General features: G+C 53.1%; 9 protein-coding genes and 1 pseudogene. 4 read left to right on the plus strand and 6 right to left on the minus strand.

Translation table 11 applies throughout. The annotated features are described in order from the left end of the window. Window positions 1-9 precede the first annotated feature (9 nt). Window positions 10-1,119, minus strand: a complete 1,110-nt coding sequence (locus ABD852_RS01895; RefSeq protein ID WP_345026310.1) for a fatty acid desaturase family protein — start codon at window positions 1,117-1,119, stop codon at window positions 10-12. A 330-nt stretch (window positions 1,120-1,449) separates the two neighbouring features. Here ABD852_RS01895 and ABD852_RS01900 point away from each other — a divergent pair, with 330 nt between their 5' ends. Then, window positions 1,450-4,002: an alpha-amylase family protein gene (locus tag ABD852_RS01900; RefSeq protein WP_345026311.1), complete on the plus strand. Its 2,553-nt coding sequence runs from the start codon at window positions 1,450-1,452 to the stop codon at window positions 4,000-4,002. Between the two features lie 193 nt (window positions 4,003-4,195). Here the strand turns inward: ABD852_RS01900 and ABD852_RS01905 are convergent, their stop codons facing one another. The 5 genes and pseudogenes from ABD852_RS01905 to ABD852_RS01925 form a co-directional block, all read right to left on the minus strand. Then, window positions 4,196-5,710 (minus strand): RagB/SusD family nutrient uptake outer membrane protein, encoded by a 1,515-nt coding sequence (locus ABD852_RS01905; RefSeq protein ID WP_345026312.1) that lies wholly within the window; start codon window positions 5,708-5,710, stop codon window positions 4,196-4,198. 72 nt (window positions 5,711-5,782) lie between these two features. Further along, a pseudogene (locus ABD852_RS01910) lies at window positions 5,783-8,659 on the minus strand (SusC/RagA family TonB-linked outer membrane protein); the annotation flags it as partial. 563 nt (window positions 8,660-9,222) lie between these two features. After that, window positions 9,223-9,669: a hypothetical protein gene (locus tag ABD852_RS01915; protein ID WP_345026313.1), complete on the minus strand. Its 447-nt coding sequence runs from the start codon at window positions 9,667-9,669 to the stop codon at window positions 9,223-9,225. Window positions 9,670-9,916: 247 nt separating this feature from the next. Continuing rightward, on the minus strand, window positions 9,917-11,515 hold the full coding sequence (locus ABD852_RS01920; RefSeq protein ID WP_345026314.1) for a RagB/SusD family nutrient uptake outer membrane protein: 1,599 nt from the start codon (window positions 11,513-11,515) through the stop codon (window positions 9,917-9,919). A gap of 90 nt (window positions 11,516-11,605) precedes the next feature. Beyond that, window positions 11,606-14,749 (minus strand): SusC/RagA family TonB-linked outer membrane protein, encoded by a 3,144-nt coding sequence (locus tag ABD852_RS01925; RefSeq protein WP_345026315.1) that lies wholly within the window; start codon window positions 14,747-14,749, stop codon window positions 11,606-11,608. 578 nt (window positions 14,750-15,327) lie between these two features. Here ABD852_RS01925 and ABD852_RS01930 point away from each other — a divergent pair. From ABD852_RS01930 to ABD852_RS01940, 3 genes are read left to right on the plus strand one after another with little or no spacing between them, the layout of a single operon-like run. Next, complete coding sequence (locus ABD852_RS01930; RefSeq protein WP_425568745.1) at window positions 15,328-17,640, plus strand: PSD1 and planctomycete cytochrome C domain-containing protein; 2,313 nt, start codon at window positions 15,328-15,330, stop codon at window positions 17,638-17,640. Window positions 17,641-17,675: 35 nt separating this feature from the next. Continuing rightward, window positions 17,676-19,133, plus strand: a complete 1,458-nt coding sequence (locus tag ABD852_RS01935; protein WP_345026316.1) for a DUF1501 domain-containing protein — start codon at window positions 17,676-17,678, stop codon at window positions 19,131-19,133. 17 nt (window positions 19,134-19,150) lie between these two features. After that, window positions 19,151-21,301: an FN3 associated domain-containing protein gene (locus tag ABD852_RS01940; protein WP_345026317.1), complete on the plus strand. Its 2,151-nt coding sequence runs from the start codon at window positions 19,151-19,153 to the stop codon at window positions 21,299-21,301. Window positions 21,302-21,337 lie beyond the last annotated feature (36 nt).

Consider the following 21,337-nt stretch of genomic DNA (forward strand, 5'->3'; position numbering starts at 1 on the left):
GCCGTGTGATTACCCTATTGCTTCGTTGATAGGAGGCAGTCCAAATTTCCTCAGGCTTCTGATGTGGGAGACGAAGGCTACTCTGAGGGAGCGGTTCTCAAGGTATCTTAATCCGAAATCTTCTGCGGTTTGCTTGATGATTACCGATATTTCAGGATAATGGACGTGACAGATTTTCGGGAAGAGATGGTGTTCTATCTGATAGTTCAGGCCGCCCAGGCACCAGGTTAGTATTTTGTTGCCTCCGGAAAAGTTGACGGTAGTCTCCAGTTGGTGGATCGCCCAGTCTTTCCTGATCATCCCGGTGGAGTCGGGTAACGGATAGGCTGTGCCTTCCACAGAATGTGCGAGCTGAAATATGGTCGTCAGGATAAGTCCCGAGGTAACATGCATGATAAGAAAGCCCAGCAGGACCTCGCCAAACGGCATGTTGAGCGCCAGTACCGGCAGTCCGAAAAATACGCCGAAGTAGAACAGCTTTACCAAAACCAATCCTGCCAGCATCTTCCTGTTCTCAGACCGGCTCTGGCGGTTAACCCCGGCTCTTATGAAGCCATGGTACTGGAAAAAATCTTTTAGCGTCACCCAGTATAGTGTGAGGATACTGTAAAAGAAGAAAGCATAGAGCCATTGCCACCGGTGAGGACGCCCGGCGACTAAGTGAGGTGACAGCTTCACTACACCTCTGTCTCTGATGTCCTCGTCAAGGCCCGTGACGTTGGTATAAGTATGATGCAGTACGTTGTGCTGGAATTTCCAGTTTTTTACACCCACTCCCACCAGGTAAAGCGTATATCCCAGCCACTCGTTTATGTCTGCGTTGCGCGAATAGGCCCCGTGGTTCGCGTCATGCATAATATTCATCCCGATGCCGGCAACCGCCAATCCCATCATCAGCCACAACGGAAATGCAAAGGCAAGGGGCGGCGTATAGATGAGGAAGAGAAGGAACGGAAGAATATAGGCAGAGAGGAAAAATACCGTCTTCACGATCATTCTGCCGTCGCCATGGCGGGAGAGGTTACTTTCCCGGAAATGGGCGTCAACTCTCTTTTTCAGAGTGGTATAAAAATGACTCTTTGTTTCCGGGCAGAACCGGGTTTTTTCTTGCTGGCGCATTTATTTTTTGATTTAAATGAATCGAAAAATGAAAAAAGCCAAACAAAAACAAACGAGTAAATACAGGCGGAAAGCATTCTTCAACAGTAATGAGTAAAGATAGGTGATTTTGTCCCGGTTGTTTTGTTTTTTTTTCTTTTGAAAGAAAAAAATGACCCCTATATTGTGTGTCCAACGCAAGAAAGACTCAATGCGGCGCCAGGTGCCCCTTCTCAGCCATGGTCCGAAACTTTGCCGATCTGTCGCGTCTGCCGGAGATTGCGCCCGTCCTGGCCGGGTTTGTACGTATCGGAAAAACCGTTGGGCCCACGTATACAATACTATCGAACTATGTTAAATCATACCAAAGTGCTGTGGTTGCTGTTAATAGCCGTAACACCTCTTCTATCGGAAGCGCAGGAAAGAGCGGCAACAGTTGAAATCCGGCCTGCAGCGCCCTCACATTTCCCTGACTGGAAACTGGATTTCCGTGACGGAGGCTTTGACCTGAAAACACCCGACGGCCAATTTATTGGCTTAGAGGGAGCAAATGGATCCGTTGAAATAAACGGGAAGCTATTTTCTTTAAATAATGCCAGGCTCGTTTCTTCAAAAGAGACAAGTACGGCATACGGCCCGGGACAAAGGGTGGAATACGCTTTCCCCGAAATCAACTGCCGCTGGATCTGGAATTTTGTGCCTTCCCGTGACGGGCTGGAAATATTGACCACTTTAAAGAATACAGGCCGGACCGTTCTTACGGTTGAAAACTGGAATGTGGTCAGCCTGTCAAAAGCGCAAGGCGGGCGCTTTACCCTGGGGACTGATCCGGGCAACGGGCGGTTTTTCAGGTGGCATACCTGGGACATGCGCGTTGAGTTGCTCAATAGCGACAACGGCAACCATTCTTCCGAAAACATTTGCCTGCTGTTCGATCCATCCACGAAGCGATCGTTTATGTCGGCTTTTACTACCATGGACCGGATGCGCTGCAGCCATAGCCTGCGCTATTCTCCCGGCGAAGGCATAGAGGAATACAAAGCTACCTGCCGGTTTGGCAAGTATGACCTAAGGCCGAAACAGGAATTGGTTTCCGAAAAACTCAATATTTCCTTTCAAACCGACCCTTACAAAGCCCTGGAGAACTGGGTAAATGTGATTTACAGGGACAAAAAGCCTGTCCTGGCAGACTTGCCGCCGGTGGGGCTCAGTGGGGCCGCATGGATAGATGGCTGGAATGAACATGAAGGCGGATATGCCGAAGTGTCGATCGAAAACATCAAGGCTTTCAGAAATAAGCTGAAAGGGTTTGATGCCGACATTTTTCGCATCAGCACGCTCAATTCACTAAAAGACGGTATTCCCGGCAACTGGAAAAAAGCCAACGAGCGACATTTTTCCTTTACCAATGGTTATGAAAACTTCATACGGGAGCTGGACAAATACGGTTTCAAAGCAGGGGTGTGGGTGTCTCCCTTCTGGTTTGCCGGCGAAGCAGACGGCGTACTGGAAAGCAACCGGAAAAACCTGTTGCGGGACAGAGCCGGAGCAGTAATGAGCCAAAGGCTGAACTGGTCGGAAAACCGGGACGACACCACCCGTATTTCCCGCCTGACCAAATACTGGCTGGACGGTACGCATCCCAATACGGAAGCGTATCTGAAAGATGTTTTCACGTACAACCGCAAGATCGGAGTCCGTTTCTACATGCTGGACTTTCTCGATGTCCCCGGTAACAGCAGGCTGCATGACCCGTCGAAAACCCCGTTGGAAGCAGCAGGGAGCATTCTGAAAATGATCAGGAAAACAGCCGGCGACGACACACACCTGCAAACGGCCGTCTCTTCCACACCTGCCTACGGCGGCATCATCAACGCGGCCCGCGTGGGGCGTGACTACGGGGAAAGCCGTCCTTTACAGGGCCAGGGAACGCCGTTGAGCGACTGGGGGAACGCCATGTATGTGCTGAATGACCATCACTATGCCAACACGCACTACCTGGTGCAGAACGCGGCGGCTTCTTATTTTACACACCGTAAATTGTACATCAACGATATCAATTTTTTCACGATTGACAAACCGGTACCATTGGAACATGCCCGGATTACCACTACCATGTTCGGGTTGTGCGGTAGTCCGCTATTGTTCGACGACGACTTCCGGAGAATCGACAGCGAGCGCCTGCGGATGGCCAAGCTGTGCCTGCCGAGAACAAAAGGCTGGCCGACCCCGGTCGACCTTTTTGATAACGTATATCCGGATAACTATTCGAGGTATCTGAAGCTGCCGGTCCTGACTTCCTGGGGGAGCTACCAGTTGCTGGCGGTCTTTAACCATGACGACACCGCCTATAGCGCTGAACTTGATTTCGCGAAACTGGGTCTGGATACGCAAAAGCCTTACTGTATATATGAATTCTGGACGGAAGAATATTGCGGGACCTACAAGGAACGTTTCGGGTACAGCATTCCCCCGAAATCCTGTCGCCTGTTCCGTATCTTCGAAAACCGGGAGCACCCCTGGCTATTGTCAACCGACATGCACATCCAGCAAGGTGCGGTTGAGGTAAAAAACCTTCAATGGGATCCCAACAGAATGCGGCTGTCCGGAACTGCGACCCGCCCTGTCGGCGAAACCGGGAATTTATTTTTCCTGATGCCCCGGAAAATGCGTGTTGTCGACAACAAAGGATTGTGGCTGTTGAAAGAGCTGGAGGACTATAAGGTAATCATCCGCAAGGAAATCAGGTTTACAAAAGAAGAAGAGGATTTCGAGATCTTTTTTGAGCCTTGGGAAGAAAGGAAATATGTCCCGGGGCACCTGATGAGGAATGCTACGGTGGAAGAATGGCTGGAGCATGTCAGGAAACAGCAAAAACCGGGCGATACGAGGATTTTCGACTAGTCCGGTCTTTGTTTCGCCTTTACTGGGGCGTATAGTGAAAAAAAATACGATTTTGGCACATCATCTCCGGATTGTCTGTTTTTCTGGTTTAGAGGTACAATGAAAAAGAGTCCCCCTTTAAAAGAAGGACTCTTTTTCACGGACATCACTGTGTCAGACACCGTAGTGCGAACAGAAAAGGACGGCACGCCCCTTACGGGTTTTGCTCCAGTTTGGAGTTCCGGTCTACTTCGGCCTGCGGGATAAAAAAGATCACGCGGGGGTCGGTCGGAAGCACTTTCTGGGTCACATTCGTTGTAGGCGTATTGTTGAGTGAATGCGTGCCCGGGTAGTTGCGTTCCATGGCCCGGTTGTTTCTGAAAAGGTCGTAGGCCCTGTGTCCCTCGAACGCCAGCTCCAGGTATCTTTCGTCGAGCACGGCATCCAGCACCGATTTGCCGGCTGCCGCGAGTCCGGCCGTAGTATGGAGGGCATTTCCCGATAGCCCGGCCCTTTGCCGCAACAGGTTAACATCGGCCAGTGCCTCGGCGGTTTTGCCCAGCTTGGCATTGGCTTCGGCACGGATCAGGTACATTTCAGCCAGGCGAAGGTAGACCGGAGAACTGAGGTTGATGATCTCCTCCTGAAGCGAGTACTTGTTGATGTAATACATGGGGGTCGTCGGGTTCAGCTTGGGATTCCGCTGCAACACTCCGCCGAGAAGATAGGGCGTTATGAAAGAATGCCGCAGATCGCCGGGATTTTTATCCAGGAAGTCCACGTACTTTTGAGAGGCATATATCTCGGCCCAGCCGCTCGCACCCTGTCCGAGCGCGTTCCCCGAACGGTCGCCGCTGAAATACATGGAGCCGATGGATGAAAACCCCCGGTCCTGCACTTTGGTGTGCCGGATGGCGAAAATAGTCTCCTTGTTCTCTGCCGGAACCTGTTTGAAGTAACCAGGGTATTCGGAGCCGGTCAGGAGGCTGTAGCGCCCGCTGCCAATCACGAGGTCGGCGTATTTGACTGCGTTGGCATTGTCTTCCATGTACAGGTAGACTCTTGACAAGAGCGCATACGCTACTTCCTTGGATGCAAATGAGTTGGTCTTCTCAACGGACATGAGCCCGGCCGCTTTGACCAGGTCGGCAATCACCGATTCATACACCTGTTTCACTGTGCTCCTGGCCAGCGTAGTGGTCTGCTCGTCGGTAAGGCCGTCGAGCAGCAGAGGCACGCCCGGGTTGCCACCGTTGTTCTGTGGATACGGCCTTCCGAAAACACGCACCAGGTTGAAGTGCATCATGGCGCGCAGGTACAGGTTTTCCCCTTTCAGCTGCGCCAGGTCGGCCGGGGCGTCGTCAGGCACGAAGGCGATAATTTTGTTGGCTGCCGCTATCACTTTGTAGGCTTGTCCCCAGAAATTGGCACAATGTCCCGAGGTATTGATATGGGTATAGCGGTATGCCCGGGTGAGGTCGTCGGCCGAAGATTGTCCCTGGGCCACCGCGTCGCCGGGATACTCCATCAGGAAGTGTACACTCCTCACATAAGCCGCCTGGAGCAGCACGGCGTAGGTCCCGATTGTGGCTGTTTCTACGTCGGCGGCATTTTTCAGCGCAGTTTCCTCGTTGATGCTGGTGGACGGCTCGTAGTAGGTTTCGCAGGAAAATGTCCCAAGCGCAAACACCAGTCCGGCAAGCAGGTATTGATATGGTCTTGATTTCATATTTATGAGGTTTGAGCTGCGGGCCATACGGCGCGAGCTTCCTTTTTGTTAATGATGATAGCCCCGGATTGGTCAGAGCGAAAAATTAAGTCCGAACATGAGCTTTTTGCTGATGGGGTACCGATAACCGGCGAAGCCGAAATTTCCTCCCTCACGCGACAGCGATACTTCAGGGTCCGTACCGGAAAACCTGGTCCAGGTGACAAGGTTATCGGCGCTCACGAATATATTGGCGCCCGCAAATCCGATTTTGTTCATGAGCGTGGTCGGGATATCGTAGCCGAGCCTGATGTTGCGCAGCCTGAGATAACTTCCGTCCTCCAGGTATCGCGAAGAAGACTGGTTGGAGTCCTTGTTGCCGCCCACGATCGGTTTCGGATGCGTGGCTATATCTCCCGGCTGGGTCCAGCGGGACCATCCGTTGACCAGTACCATCGAATTGTAGCTCTCATACAGACCGTCGTTGTCGAAATAGGCGCGCGCGTCATGATAGATCCAGTTTCCGCTAACAAAATTGAGGAAAGCGGAAAGCGTTATTCCCTTGTACCGGAGCGTGTTGGTAATGCCGCCTGTAAAATTCGGCGTGGCCGATTTGCCGGCATACTGGCGTGAGACCGCCGTCTGGGCCTGGTTGTAGGTGTTCGTAAGCTCTTTGGTAATGGTGCCGTCGGCGGCTTTCACTACCTTTTCCCACTGCGGGTCCCCGTTGTCGGGGTTTACGCCCGCCCAGATCGGCAGATGGTAGTCGCCCATGTCGTGCCCGGCCGCAAGCGGCAGCCTGTCGCCAGGGTTAAAAAACTCGGCCCCGTCGCTCAGGGAGAGGATTTTGTTGCGGTTGAATGCCATGTTGAAATTGGTTTCCCATTCGAATTCGCCCTTTAGATTTTGCGATACAATACTAAACTCCACTCCTTTGTTCCTGAGGGAGCCGGCATTTATCCATACGTAGCTGTACCCCGTAGTGGCGGCAAGCGGCTTCTGGTAAAGCAGGTCGTCGGCTTGCTTGGTATAGACATCGACGGTCACATCGACCCGGTTCCAGAGACTGACGTCTATCCCGACATTGGTGGAGCGGTTTTTCTCCCATGTAAGGTCAGGGTTTCCTTTTTGCGAAGGTGCGGCGCCAGGCAGGTTGGCGTAGCTCGCGGTCTGGCTGATGGTATACAATCCCAGCGAGGCGAAATTCGGAATCGCGGCGTTCCCGACAGTCCCGTGGCTCACACGCAGCTTGGCAAATGTTACGAAGGGGTTATTTTTGAGGAACAATTCGTTGCTCAGTACCCACGACGCCCCTAATTGGTAGAAGTTGGCGGTGGAGTTATTCTTCCCGAAGAGCGACGAAAATTCATTCACAAAAGACCCTACCAGGAAGTACCGGTTGTCGAAGCTGTAATCGGCCTGTCCGAGGTACTTGCGGAACCCTACCTGGTCGTAAGAACCGGTAGGGGCTTCCAGCGGTTCGGTAGCGACCGACATTACGTCGCGCCCGGGCGGAAGGCCCTTGCCTGACGTTGCGGTGGCTTTTCCATAGGCCGTTTCTGCCTCTGCAACCCCGAGCAGCGTGAGGTTATGACTGCCCCATTCCTCGGCATACCTGATCCGGTTTGAGGTAAGCAGCCGGTGGTTGTAACTCGTGGCATTGCGGAGCTCGCCGCCGTTGGCTCCGCCCTGCTTGGTCCGTCGGTCGTTGTAGGACTGGCTGCTGCCATTTCCGAAGTTGACCCGGTTATAGCTCGACAACGTAATCTTGTCGGTCAGGTCAAAATCGAGGTTGATGTCATTTGTGATGCGGAGGCTGTTGGCCCCGGCGTGGTTGTACTGGATGGAGTGGAGGAAATTTTCACGGTCACGTCCCAGCCAGTTCGGGAAAGACCGGCCGTCGGTAGGCTTGCCTTCTGCGTCGTAAGCCGGGTCAAACGGCAGGTTGATGTAGGCGTCGCCGAGCGCATTGCTGGTAAAATAGTTGTCCCGGATATACTGACCGTTAAAGAGTACTTTGGCCGAAAGCCGTTTGGTAAGCTGCGACTGGAGGTTTGTGCGGAGGCTATAGCCGGTCTTGTCGTTCTGCACAATCGTTCCCTGCTCCTTATAAAAGTTACCCGAAACATAAAACGTAGTCTTCCCGGTTCCGCCTGAAACCGACACGTTGTGGTTGTTGACCATGGCTGTCCTGAAGGCCTCGTCCCACCAGTTGGTATTGATATTGGTCACCGAAGGGTCGCGGTCGTAAAAAGTCTTCTGGAAATCGAATAGTTCCCGAGAATTCATCAGGCGGAATTTGCCTGTTGTGGCGTTCGCAAAGCCGACCGAATTGTTGAAGCTGATGGTTGTTTTACCCGGAGCACCCATTTTCGTGTTCACGATAATTACTCCGTTGCTTGCCCGCGACCCGTACAAGCCGGTAGCCGCTACATCCTTTAGAACCGTAACGCTCTCCACATCGACCGGGTTGTATGACCCGTCTATGTTCCCGTCGACCACATAAAGCGGCGCAGTGCCGGCCGAGATACTTCCCGAACCCCTGATGACGACGGTTGCCGGGCTGGTAGGGTCGCCGGAACTCGATGAAACCACCACACCCGGCGCTTTTCCCTGTAAGAGATTGGGAAGTTCGTTGGAAGTCACATCCCTCAGTTTGTCATTGCTGATCGTAGTGACTGAACTCGACAGGAACCGGGCTTTCTTGGCGGAGTAGCCCACTACCACAACCTGGTCCAGCTGGTTGACCGAAGCGGCCATTTTTACGTTAAGTACACTATTAACCCCAAGCGCTATTTCCTGGGTTTCGTAACCGATAAAACTGAAAGCCAGCACTGCGGAAGCGAGTTGATCGTCGGGGATGATGAGTTCAAATTCCCCGCTCACATTGGTCGAAGCACCCCGGTCAGTACCTTTCAGCATCACGGTTACCCCGGGCAGGGGCTGGTCCTGGTCGTCGACAACAGTGCCGGTAACCTTTCGGTCGGCTGTTTTCTAGTTGGTGGTTTTCATCGGTTCCGGCATCCTGGCAAGAGCGGGGAACGCCCCGCCGCACAGTATTGCTAAACCTAATAATGGTACGGTAAACTGCTTCATAGAAAAATAATTTAGTTAGTAGTATACAATTGACGGGCGCCCTGCCGGGCAACGTGATGAAACAATAAGCATGTCAAAAAGGACAGCATGTGTGCCGGAAATTAGTGAAATTTCTAACTGCCGGACCAGTCTGCCAAGCCTTTTTTAAAAAATTTTAATTGGATTCCGGATGATTTTGTCCGGGTACACGACTAAAGAACCTGGAAGGTCCGGTCGGCGAAACCGGTATCGCGGCTGCGTATGGGAGTGAGCTCAGAATGCGGAACACCTCGTAAGTTCCCTGGGAACTTACGACCGGAGTCCAGCCTGCTGAAAAATTTCAACAGGTTCACCTGCTACCTTAAGCCTACCATTTATCAGTTCCCCATATATTTACGCCGTAGATAGTTTGGATAATTTTAGCTGATTTGCTAAAGTCCGAAAATGAATTTTGGCTATCAAAAATCCCTCACTAATAATTTGGCAACGGTGCCTGACGACGGGTCGGTACTGGATTCAGGATACAGGTGCGCTATTCCAATTTGATAAGACTGATACGTAACGGTCTGTCCCCTGAACGTTTCGTCCGGTGACCGCTCTTTAAAAGGCTGCTCATTTATTCGCTCGAATGCAGTATTTAACTGAAGCGTATCATTGTCGATTGAAAAAATCACACTGTATACGCGGTGATAAGTGGTAAATTTCTCTGTTACCACCCCCTCATTAAAGAGCATATTTACTGCCAATAACCTAACGGGAAGTTGTTCCTCGTTAATTTTTAGTGTACCCGAGCCGCCTTCTTTCAACACGATTTCCTGAATCCGGCTGTCTATCTCACTTTTGCTGCAAGCGTACAATGACAATAGCATGCAGGTTATTCCGAGTAAAGTAGCGTTTCTCTTCATATAATAGCTGTTTGCTGGCAGGCAGTCCGGCTGGAGCTCTTTCTGTGTGGCGAAAAAAAGCCCCCCGATTTTTGTAGTAGGATCTGAAAACCTGTCGGAAAGTTGGAACCGGTAACCGACGCCCCCGAATGTTTCCTTCGCATCACCCGGGGTAATCCGCCCGTTGGATTTCTACTAAAATTCCCGGGGAAATACACCGATACCGTTTGTATTTCCCCGGGAATCCGGATAAAACAGCTTACCTTATCTACCAGCCCGGCGTCTGTCTGTATTCCCCGTTGGACCTTGCGATTTCGTCGGGACTGATCGGCCAGGCGAGGTGTTTGCCCGGGTCAAAACTCCGGGCTTTCCATACTTCCTGGACAGTATAGGGAGACTTGGGATCGGTTTTGCTCGCATGAATTCTCCCGTGCAGCGGTGCGTTGATTGCAGCATAGTCTTTCCAGCGTTTAAGATCCTGGAGACGGTCCGTCCACTCACAGGCCAGCTCCACACGACGCTCGTGCTTCAGATCCGCCAGGGTAGGGGCGGCCTTCGGCGCCAAACCCACCCGGGCCCGGAGCTCGTTCAACGGCGCCGCCGCCTCGCCGTTTTTGCCCTGCATGATCAGCGCCTCCGCCTTGAAAAGCAAGACTTCCGCATAGCGCATCAGCGGGAGGTTGAGCTTTGTGGTAGGGTAATCTCCGTTCTGGTTGATCATCAGGTTCGTACTCGCATCTTCATTGCTCCCGTAGCTGTAAGGCTCCATGTATTTGTTGATCTGGAAACCCGTCAGGCTGTTGGTCGAATAATACGAGCGTTCCTTGCCGAAGTAGGTGAACTTGTCCCCGAATTTCAGGATGGTTACCTCACGCCGGGGATCGTTGGCCTCGTATTCCTGGTAGAGTTCCTCCGTCGGCTGAAAGTACCCCCAGCCGTTGAAAATACCCCAGCCTTTGTTTTCGAGTACCACGCCGACAAATTCAGAACCGCCCTGCAGCCCGGAGGTTACCGACCAGATGTACTCCGGTCCCCAGTTGTTTTCGATTCTGAATACACTCTGGTAGTTCTCCCGCGCGCTGGATTTTCCCGTCATCAACCCCCGCTTGCCTTCTACCCTGATCTTGTCGGCCAACGGCGGGATCAATGCCCATTTCGAAGCATCATATTGCGCCCAGTAGGCGTATGCCTTTACCAGGTAGGCCCATGCAGCGGCCTTGTGCGCACGCCCCCGGTCGGCATCGCCGTAGGTTTCAAAAAACGGCAACAGTTCTGCGGCTTTTTCAAGATCAGCCACAATCCGGGCATAATTGTCTTTCACAGAAGGAAGCTGCGGTGCAATCCGCTTGCCGTATTCACCGTTTTCGGGGCCGTCAAAAGGCACGCCCAGGTTTTCATGGCCCCACAGGTAGGCGATCCAGAAATGCGCAAATCCCCGGACAAAATAGGCTTCGCCGAGGGCGCGGTTTTTCACTTCTTCCGACACGTTGGTCGCCGTTTTGAGCCCTTCAATTACCTGGTTGGCTTTGTTGAGCATCCAGTATACGTCATTCCAGCCGCCGGTCATACCACCTTCCCGGCCTGTAACGTTGAAATTTTTAATGTTTTCGCTTTCCGACCTGGTCCGGCCGATGACCAGGTCGTCGCTGGCCGCCTGCATCCAGAACAGGTTCCGGCCCCAGGTAGATTCATACCGCATCGGGACGTACATGGCTGCCACTGCTTTGGCCACGTCGTCTTCGCTTTTCCAGAAAAATGCAGTGGTGGGCTCGCCGTTGGGTTTGGTGTCCACCCAGTTCTCGCCGCATCCGCTTAAAAAAGCGAGTAACACGAGAACGCCTGTTTTTGAGAGAAACCTGAATTTCATAGGAATAAAAGTTGTGAGTTTTGAGCGGTGAGTCGTGAGGGGCTGGCCCTGCGGCTCATAGCTGTTTCATCTTATTCTTAATTTTTCGGATCAGAATTTTAACCTGAGACCAAGTGAGTAAACCCGCGATATCGGGAACTGTCCGCCATCCAGACCAATGCCGCCTACTTCAGGGTCCATCCCGGAGTACTTCGTAAAGGTCAGGAGGTTGTCGCCGCTGAGGTACACCCGGAAATTGTCGATGCCTTTGATCTGCCTGAACGTGTAGCCAATGGCCAGGTTTTTCAGACGTACGTAGTTCCCGCTTTCCAGGTACCAGTCGGAGTTGGTTGCGAAGTTCCGGTTGGGATCGTTGGCGCGGATCATCGGGATATCGGAACCAGTATTCTGCGGGGACCAGGCGTCCAGGATTTTATCCCAGCGGTTGTACCCTTGCTCGGCGCCGTTCAGGGTTGACTGCTTAAATGCATGGAACAGTTTTACACCGCCTACTCCCTGGAAGAAGATGCTCAGGTCAAAATTTCTCCAGGTGACGTTGCCGGTGATCCCGTACGTGAGCTTCGGGAATGCGCTGCCCATAAATACGCGGTCGCCGTCGTCAATCTTCCCGTCCTGGTTTTCGTCAATAAACTTCAGGTCTCCGGCTTTTGCATTGGGCTGAATACGGGTTCCGCCCGCGCTGACATATTCTGCCGCGGCCTGGTCGGTCTGGAAAATACCGTCGCTTTTGATGAGCCAGTACGAATAGTAAGGTTGTCCTACTACCGAACGGTATGGATTCAGGATGCCCCTCCAGGAATCGCCGAACGACCAGAAAGAGTTCGGGTTGCCGTCGATGTAGTCAACGCTGTTTTTCAGTGTCGCCAGGTTTCCGCCGATTTCGTAGGTGAATTCTTTTTTGGTTTCCCGCCAGGAAGCTGCCACCTCCCAACCGGAATTGCGGATACGGCCCTGGTTGATAAGCGGAGCGCCGTAGCCCTGCGTATTCGGCCAACCGGTATCCTGCTGTTTGATAAGGTCGTAGGTCTTCTTATTAAAATAGTCTACCGTCAGTGAGAGTCTTTCTTTCAGCAGGCTCACGTCCAAACCGAAGTCGGTCTGCTCGGAGGTTTCCCAAGACAGTTCCGGGTTGAAACGGCTGTTTACATAAAACGAGTTGGACAGCGGCGCACCGTTGCCGATCTGGTAGGTATGGTTCGAACTCAGGCGCGGGTAGCCATAGTAGGTACCGATGGAGCCGATATTCCCGATGCGCCCCCAGCTTGCGCGAAGCTTCAGCAGGTCAACCATGCGATTCTGGAAAAACGGTTCAGAGCTGATTTTCCAGGCGCCCGTTACCCCCGGGAATCCTTTACCGCGGTATCCCTCGGCGAGACGCCCGGCGATGTCGAACCGGTAGCTGGCGGTAACGAAATAACGGTTCGCCCAACTGTAGGACAACCTTCCGACGTAGGACGCGTTCCTGTCTTTCCAATTGTAGTCAGCCGGACGGTCCTGGTCAAAAATAGTAGCGTTTACAAAGTATTGCGCCCATTCGGCTTCGTTTTCAAACCCGCGCGCGCCGGTGTTAAAGCCATGTCCGCCGTTTTCCTGTGCCGTCGTGGACAACATAAGGCCGAGACTGTTTTTGCCCAGTGTTTTGTTGTAGCTCAGTGTATTTTCCCAAATCCAGTGATACCCCTTGTCAGTTGAGTCGGCCAGCATGTTGGAGTTGTTGGGTTTTCCGGGCTCGGTCCTTCTCGGGGTAAAGCCCCTGTATTGCCAGTTGGATTGCCGGTAGGAGTAACGCGACACAAATGTAAGGTCCGGGACCAGGTCGGAAATGGTAAGTTCCGAAATGGACTGAAGCTGCGAGGACTTGTTGAAAGGCTGGTTCCGGAGCAGGGTTCCTACCGGGTTGATCGCGTCGCCGTGTATCCCCAGGTACTGTGAATCGCGGGGCCCAACCCCGCCGAACGACCCGTCTTCATAGTAGGCAGTGGCCGACCGGGGCATATAAATTGCCGATAGTACGGTGCCACTATACCCGCTTGAGGTTTCGGTTCCCCGCTTGTCGTTGTTGTTCCAGAACACATCCTGCTTGAAACGTACTTTTTTATTGAACTGGTAGTTCGCGTTGAGTCGGAGCGAAAGGTTCTGGTTGTAAGTGTTCAGCAGGGTGCCTTCGTCCTTTTCGTAACGCGCCTGCACAAGTGTCGAAAACTTCTCCGTTCCCGAATTGATACTCACGTTATGGCGCTGCACTACGCCGGTGCGGAATATCTCGTCGACCCAGTCGGTACGCGTGACCTGCGCATAGGGATTTTTGGTTGCGTCCCACCCGTCGAGTGTGGGCAGGCCCGCATTGGTATAGGCCAGGTTCGATACCTTCGCTTCATCTTCGGCGCGCAGCGACTGCGGTAGCCTCCAGGCCTGCTTTATACCGGCAAAGCCGCTGTACTCTATGCTGGGCTTACCCTGGGCGGCCTGGCGGGTTGTGATCAGGATTACCCCGGCAGATCCGGAAAATGCACCGTAAATCGCTGCCGATGCGGCATCTTTCAGTACGGTGATCGATTCGATATCCGCCGGGTTAAAAGGAGCTCCCGGTACACCGTCTACTACGTACAGCACACTTTCACCGCTTCGCGAGCCCATTCCCCGGATGGTTACCTTGGGACTGCTGGTCGGGTGCCCCCCGCTGCTGACGGCTGTAACGCCGGGCACTTTTCCCTGGATCATATTTTCAACGTTCAGCACCGGCCTGTTTTTTATTTGGGCCATGTCCGGTACTGTGGAAACTGCGGCAGACAGATCGCCTTTTTTGGCGGTGCCGTATCCGATCACCACCACTTCATCCAGTGATTTGTTATCCGACTGCAGCGTTACCGTCAGGGACGACCGGTTTCCCGGGATGATTTCCTGGGTGAGGTATCCTACGAAAGAAAACACAAGGGAAGCGCCTTCCTCTACGGTCAGGGTGAAATGTCCCTGCGCATCCGTTGTGGTGCCCCGCTGGGTTCCCTTAATCACAACGTTTACTCCGGGCAGGCTTTCCCCTTTTTCGTCGCGAACCTGGCCGCTGATTTCTTTTTCGGCGTTCCTCTTCGGGCCGGTCGCAGCAAACGCTGCCGACAAGGCCCCACCGCCTGAGTTGATGCCGGGTGCCGGGGCGCCGACCACCATATACAGGGCCACGAGCCATGCGGTGACGCTGCGGTGCGGTGATAAAAAATAAGGAATCGTTTTTTTCATTTGGAACGAAGGTTTGATGAGAAATGAACCGGAAAACTTGTGTATTTGATTTTAAAATATTGGCGAAACCGACCGGCTACCCCGGCTCGGGACAAGGACAACAAGAGTGGAAATATATTCTCAGGGCGGTTTGAACGCCGGTCTTCAGCGGTCATACAGCGCCATGGCCAACCGGACTTGCCCGGTATAGGTCTGAAGCCGCCGGGCAATCGCCCTGGCAGACTTCCATGCAAAACGGGTCGGGAGTATTGTACACCTATGCTTTCTGATAAAGTTTGTTGATCAGGTAAATTTACAAATGGGACTATATTTATAAATAACAGAATATATTCAACGCCAGGTGCAAACGTTTGAAAAAATATGCAAACGTTTGAAAATCGTATCGGCTTGTTTTAAGAAAAAACGGGCTCAACGGAGCTGCCGGGGAGATATAAGTGCAGGAGTTTCTATCACCACCATTCAACTAGTTATAAAAAAGTATAATAGTGTCTGTATAAATTTGCATATTACTGAGGTGTTTGCTTGGTGTCGGTAACCCGGGGACAACAAAGGCATCATAAACAGACAGATTGATAGTTATGCGACGAAACTTAACCTATGCACTTCTGGCCTTGATGCTGGGTGGCCTTATTATGGTTATTTTAAAAAAAAAGATTACCGGTGCACGGACGGGGAGCGGCGAGGTGTCCTACAATTACGAAGTCAGGCCGATACTATCCGATAAATGTTTTGCCTGCCACGGTCCCGATGCGAACAAACGGGAGGCCGGTCTCCGGCTCGATATGGCCGAGAGTGCCTATGCAAAGCTGAAAGACGGAAAGGGTTTTGCCATTGTCCCCGGAGACCCCGAGGCGTCGGAAGTGTATCGGAGGATCACCTCCGCGGATCCCGGTTATGTAATGCCGACCCCGGAGTCGCACCTGAGTACTTTGAATGAGGATGAAATCCTGGTGTTGAAAAAGTGGATTACCCAGGGGGCAAAGTATGAGCCGCACTGGGCTTTCACGGTACCCGTCCAGCAACCGCTCCCGGAAGTAGACAACCCTGACTGGATTAAAAACGAGATCGACCGGTTCACATTGTCAGAGATGGAAGGGTTGGGGCTTTCGCCCAATGAGGAGGCCGACAGGGCGCAGCTGCTTAAAAGGTTATCGATTGACCTCACCGGCCTTGCGCCGTCACTCGAGCTGCAGCAAAAGTTCCTGGACGACGATTCCGAAAATGCGTACGAAAAAGTGGTTGACGAACTCATGTCGCAGAAAGCCTATGGAGAGCGGATGGCACTTCACTGGCTGGACGTAGCCAGGTTTGCGGATTCGTACGGGTACCAGAATGATGATGCCAGGACACAATGGGCCTGGCGGGACTGGGTGATCCATGCCTTCAACAGTAACATGCCTTACGATCGTTTTGTCACCTGGCAGCTGGCGGGTGATCTGCTGCCTGACGCAAATAAGGAGCACATCCTGGCAACGGCCTTCCTGAGAAACCACAAAATCACGGAAGAAGACGGGGTTATTCCCGAAGAATACCGGGTGGAGTATCACCTCGACAAAACCAGGACTTTTACATCCGGGCTGTTGGGTCTGACCGTCGAATGCGCGCAATGTCATGACCATAAGTACGACCCGGTTTCCCAGGAGGATTACTACCGGCTGTTTGCATTTTTCAACAGCTCCAGGGAGAAGGGTTTCGACGGGAGCGCGGGGAGCGGTCCGGCCAAAACACCTGTCCTCACCATTTCCAATACGGAAGTTAAAAACCTGTTTTCGTTCATTAACGCCCCTGATACCAGCCAGATTGTGGTATCGGTCATGGGGGAAAGCGAGACGCCGCCCGCTACCCATGTCCTGAACCGGGGCGTATACGATGCTTTGGGCAAAGTGGTGACAGCCGGCGCGCTTCCGGCGGTGATGAAGTTCGATTCTTTGAAATATCCTAAAAACCGGTTGGGCCTGGCCCAATGGACGGTGGCAAAGGAAAACCCGCTGACGGCCCGCGTATTTGTGAACCAGGTATGGCAGGAAATTTTCGGACAGGGTCTGGTGAAAAGTACCGGCGATTTTGGCATGCAGGGCGATCTCCCAAGCCATCCCGCACTCCTCGACTGGCTTGCAGTTGATTTTATGAACCATGGCTGGAACATCAAGAGGCTGGTTAAACAGCTGGTTGTATCGGCAACTTACAGGCAATCGTCCAAAACCACCCGGGAGAAACAGGAAAAAGACCCGGAGAATATTTACCTGTCGCGAGGTGTGCGCACCCGCGTACCGGCGGAGCTGATCAGGGATATTGTTTTGTCTACCAGTGGTCTGTTGAATCCGGAGATAGGAGGGCCGAGTGTGAAGCCCTACCAGCCGAAGGGAATCTGGGAAGCGACTACGGCCAACCGCGGGAGCCTCGCCCGGTATGTCCAGGATACCGACGGTTTGCTCTACCGCAGAGGGTTGTACACCTTTATCAAGCTGACGCTTCCACCACCGGCCATGATCATCTTCGACGCCAGCAACAGGGATCATTGTGAAGTGAAGCGGCAGCGAACCAATACGCCCCTCCAGGCACTTGTAATGCTCAACGACCCAACGGTGCTAGAGGCTTCACGGGTACTGGCCGAGCGCATGAGCACGCGAACGATCCCACTCGACAAGCAGATTACCGAATTGTTCCGGCGCATCGTCTGTCGCAATCCCACCGCCAATGAAATAGAATTGCTGACCGATTATTATCATACAGAGCTGGCTACCTTTTCAAAAGACAGGAAGAAAGCGCAGACGGTATTAAATGTGGGCGACCACTTGCACGAGGCACATTACGAGGTCAGTCGTGCCGCCGCGCTGATGCGTACCATCAGTACGATTTATAACATGGAAGAAACCATTACCAAAAGCTAACGACAGGCCCGGTTGTAAATAATCAACAGGATATTATGGAAAAACCCGTTTTTGATTTTGCAATGAACAGCACCAGGAGACATTTTCTCTCCAGGTTGAGCCTCGGCCTTGGAAGCGCTGCGCTGGGGTCGCTGCTGGTGCCCGATATATTCGGTAAGGGCGGTGATGAAGGCGGAAGCGGCCTGATTCCGGGGCAACCGCATTTTGCGCCCAAGGCCAAACGGGTGATTTACCTGTTCCAGAACGGTGCGCCTTCCCAGTTTGAGTTGTTCGACCACAAGCCTTTGCTGAATAAAATGTTCGGACAGGATTTGCCGGAGTCCGTCAGAGGCGGCCAGCGCCTTACGGGGATGACCGCCAACCAGAAAAATTTTCCCCTGGCCGGCTCCATATTCAATTTTGCCCGTTACGGCGCATCAGGGGCCGAGATCAGTGAACTGCTTCCCTATACGTCGCGTATTGTCGACGACATTTGTATCATTAAATCCATGCATACCGATGCGATCAACCATGACCCGGCGCTGACTTTTTTTCAAACCGGGGCTCAGGTTGGTAACCGGCCCAGTATGGGGTCGTGGTTAAGTTACGGGTTGGGGAGCGAAAACCAGAACCTGCCCGGTTTCTGCGTGCTTCTGTCCAGAGGTCTGGGGAACGGGCAGGGCGTGTATTCCAAACTGTGGACCAATGGGTTCCTGGATTCGGTTCACCAGGGTGTTCAGTTCAGCAGCGGAGAAAACCCGGTGCTGTACCTCGGCGACCCCGAAGGTATGGACCGCGCCGAGCGCCGCCGCATGCTGGATAAACTCGCCGCCCTCAACCAGGGGACCTATGATGAATTCGGGGATCCGGAGATTATGGCCAAGATCCAGCAGTACGAAATGGCCTACCGGATGCAGACAGCAGTGCCTGAAGTAGCCGACATGAGCAAGGAGCCGGAGTCTGTCGTAAAGATGTACGGCCCGGATTGCCTGGTTCCCGGAACCTACGCCGCTAATTGTCTCCTGGCCCGGAAACTCTCGGAGCAGGGTGTCCGGTTTGTCCAGCTTTACCACCAGGGTTGGGACGGGCACGCGGCTTTGCCCAAAGAAATCCGCGGGCAATGCCTGGACGTTGACCAGGCATCGGCGGCCCTGGTAACCGATCTGAAACAAAGAGGGCTGCTGGATGAAACACTGGTGATCTGGGGCGGTGAATTCGGCCGGACCAACTATTGCCAGGGAGCTTTTACACAGGATAATTACGGCCGGGACCACCATCCGCGGGCCTTTACGATCTGGATGGCCGGGGGAGGAGTCAAGCCCGGCCTGGTGTATGGCGAAACTGACGATTTCGGCTACAATATTGTCAGTAACCCGGTACATGTTCATGATTTACACGCTACAATCCTGAACCAGTTGGGCCTTGATCATGAAAAACTGACCTTTAAACACCAGGGACGGCGGTACCGCCTGACCGATGTGAGCGGTAAGCTGGTCAAAGGAATTATTGCATAACTTTTTAATCGCCGACCGTGCGCCGTTTTTTCGCTGATTGGAAGGGAGTGCTTTATAATACGGCATTTTTCCTGAATGGGCTGCTTGTCTTTTTTCTTGTATTTGAAGATCGCCTGGTGACCCCGGGCTGGATGTACCTGGTCGGGCGTTTTCACCCGCTGGTGCTCCATTTTCCGCTGGTTGTGCTGCTGCTATTTGCGGGATGGGTGATCGTCGTCGAAAAACCCGGCTCTAACCGCTGGCACGCCGGGCTGGCGGATACACTGCTGCTGACAGGCACGCTCACGGCGGCCGTTGCGGCGCTTTCCGGCTTTGTTCTGTCGCAAGAAGACGGTTACGAGGCCGACGCCATTTTTTTTCACAAATGGCTGGGAATAGGCGTGTCGTTGGGAAGCCTGGCCTGGTATGCAATCCCGGTAAGGCGCACCCCGTGGAATTTCTCTGCGAAAGCGGTAGCGGTCGTTTTTATTTTGGTGACGATGGCGGCGGGGCACCTGGGGGGAAACCTTACCCACGGCAACGATTTTCTGATACCGGCTGCCGGTGAAAAAGCCCGGGTGGCGCTTGAGGATGCCCAGGTCTACAGGGATCTTGTACAGCCGGTTCTGCAGCAAAAGTGCTACCCCTGTCACAATGCCGATAAAGCAAAAGGTGGACTACAGATGCATACCCGCGAACTTCTGGCAAAGGGTGGCGAAAACGGCATACCTTGGGACACTACGCAGGCTGACCTGGGGCTTTTGCTGCGCCGGGTGCACCTGCCTGCAAATGACAAGAAACACATGCCTCCCAGGGGCAAAGCCCAGCTTACCGAAGACGAGGTGGTTCTCTTGACGGCATGGATAAAAAGCGGTTCCGGTTTTGACGGGAAAGTAAGCGAATTGCCCCGGGAGAGCCCGCTGTACAGTTATGCGCAGGCGGTTCTCCGAACGGGTTCTGCTGAGGATATGTATGCGTTCAAAGCGGCAGACGCTTCAAGAGTTGCAGCGCTCAACACCAATTACCGGATCGTGAAGCCGCTGGCCCCGGAATCTCCCGCCCTGGTTGTCAATTTTTATAACCGGGCTGCTTTCAAAAACAGCGATATCAGCGACTTGCTGCCGGTCGGGGACCAGGTTATATCGATGGACCTGAGCAAAATGCCGGTAGGAGACGAGGATTTGAAGACGATTGCCCGCTTCTCCCGGCTCAGGAAACTGCTGCTGAATTTTACGGATATAAAGGGCAATACGCTTTCAGAGCTAAAAAAGCTGCCTTTCCTGAAGGAACTCGCGCTCAGCGGTACGGCTGTCACGGCAACGCACCTGAAAACGCTGGAGGAAATACCCTCCCTTCGTGACGTTTACCTGTGGAGTACCCCGCTGTCGGCAGATGAGTTCGCTCATTTGAAGAAGAGCAAAAAGATCCGCTACGAATCCGGCTTTCGCAGCGATACCGTAGTAATTGCGCTGAATGCGCCTACTGTTGAAAACCAGGAACAAATTCTTACCGGCGGCACCAGGATACGCTTAAGCCACCGGATTCCAGGCGCGGAAATCCGTTATAACCTTGACGGTACCGTTCCCGATAGTGCCGTATCCGCCGTATACAGCGGCCCTATTGCCATTTCTCAAAATACGAAACTGGTAGCGCGGGCATTCCGTGCGGGATGGCTCGGGAGCGCGCCCGTCGAGCGGTTTTTTATCAAGGCAAATTACCGTGCGGACAGCGTTCACCTTATTTCACCGCCTGATGCGAAGTTTAAAGGGAAAGGCGGCAAAACCCTCTCGGATGGCATCAGGAGCATTACACTACCCAACAGCGGCGACTGGCTAGGGTACCGGGATACAGACTTTCAATCGGATCTCTTCTTCAGGAAACCGGTGAAAGTCAGCAGCGTAACGCTCAGTATGCTGCAAAACCTGAACCGTTTTATTTTTCCGCCGGCCCGTCTCGAAGTGTGGGGGGGCGCTAACCCCGACTCATTGGCGCTTCTGAAGGTGATAAGGCCCGCCATGCCAAAAAAGATGGTACCCGGGAACGAGGATTTCCTGTTGGAAGCAGGCTTTGAACCCAGGTTGCTGGGTTGTATCAGAGTCATCGCCAAACCGGTTGGAAAACTTCCGGCCTGGCATCCCAAAAAAGGAGAGAAAGGCTGGGTGTTCGTCGATGAGGTGATTATTAACTAAAGGGTGTACGATGTCCTTGGAGCCTGGTCGTGCCGG

It is taken from the genome of Ravibacter arvi (genome assembly GCF_039540405.1).
Taxonomy (GTDB): Bacteria; Bacteroidota; Bacteroidia; order Cytophagales; family Spirosomataceae; genus Ravibacter; species Ravibacter arvi.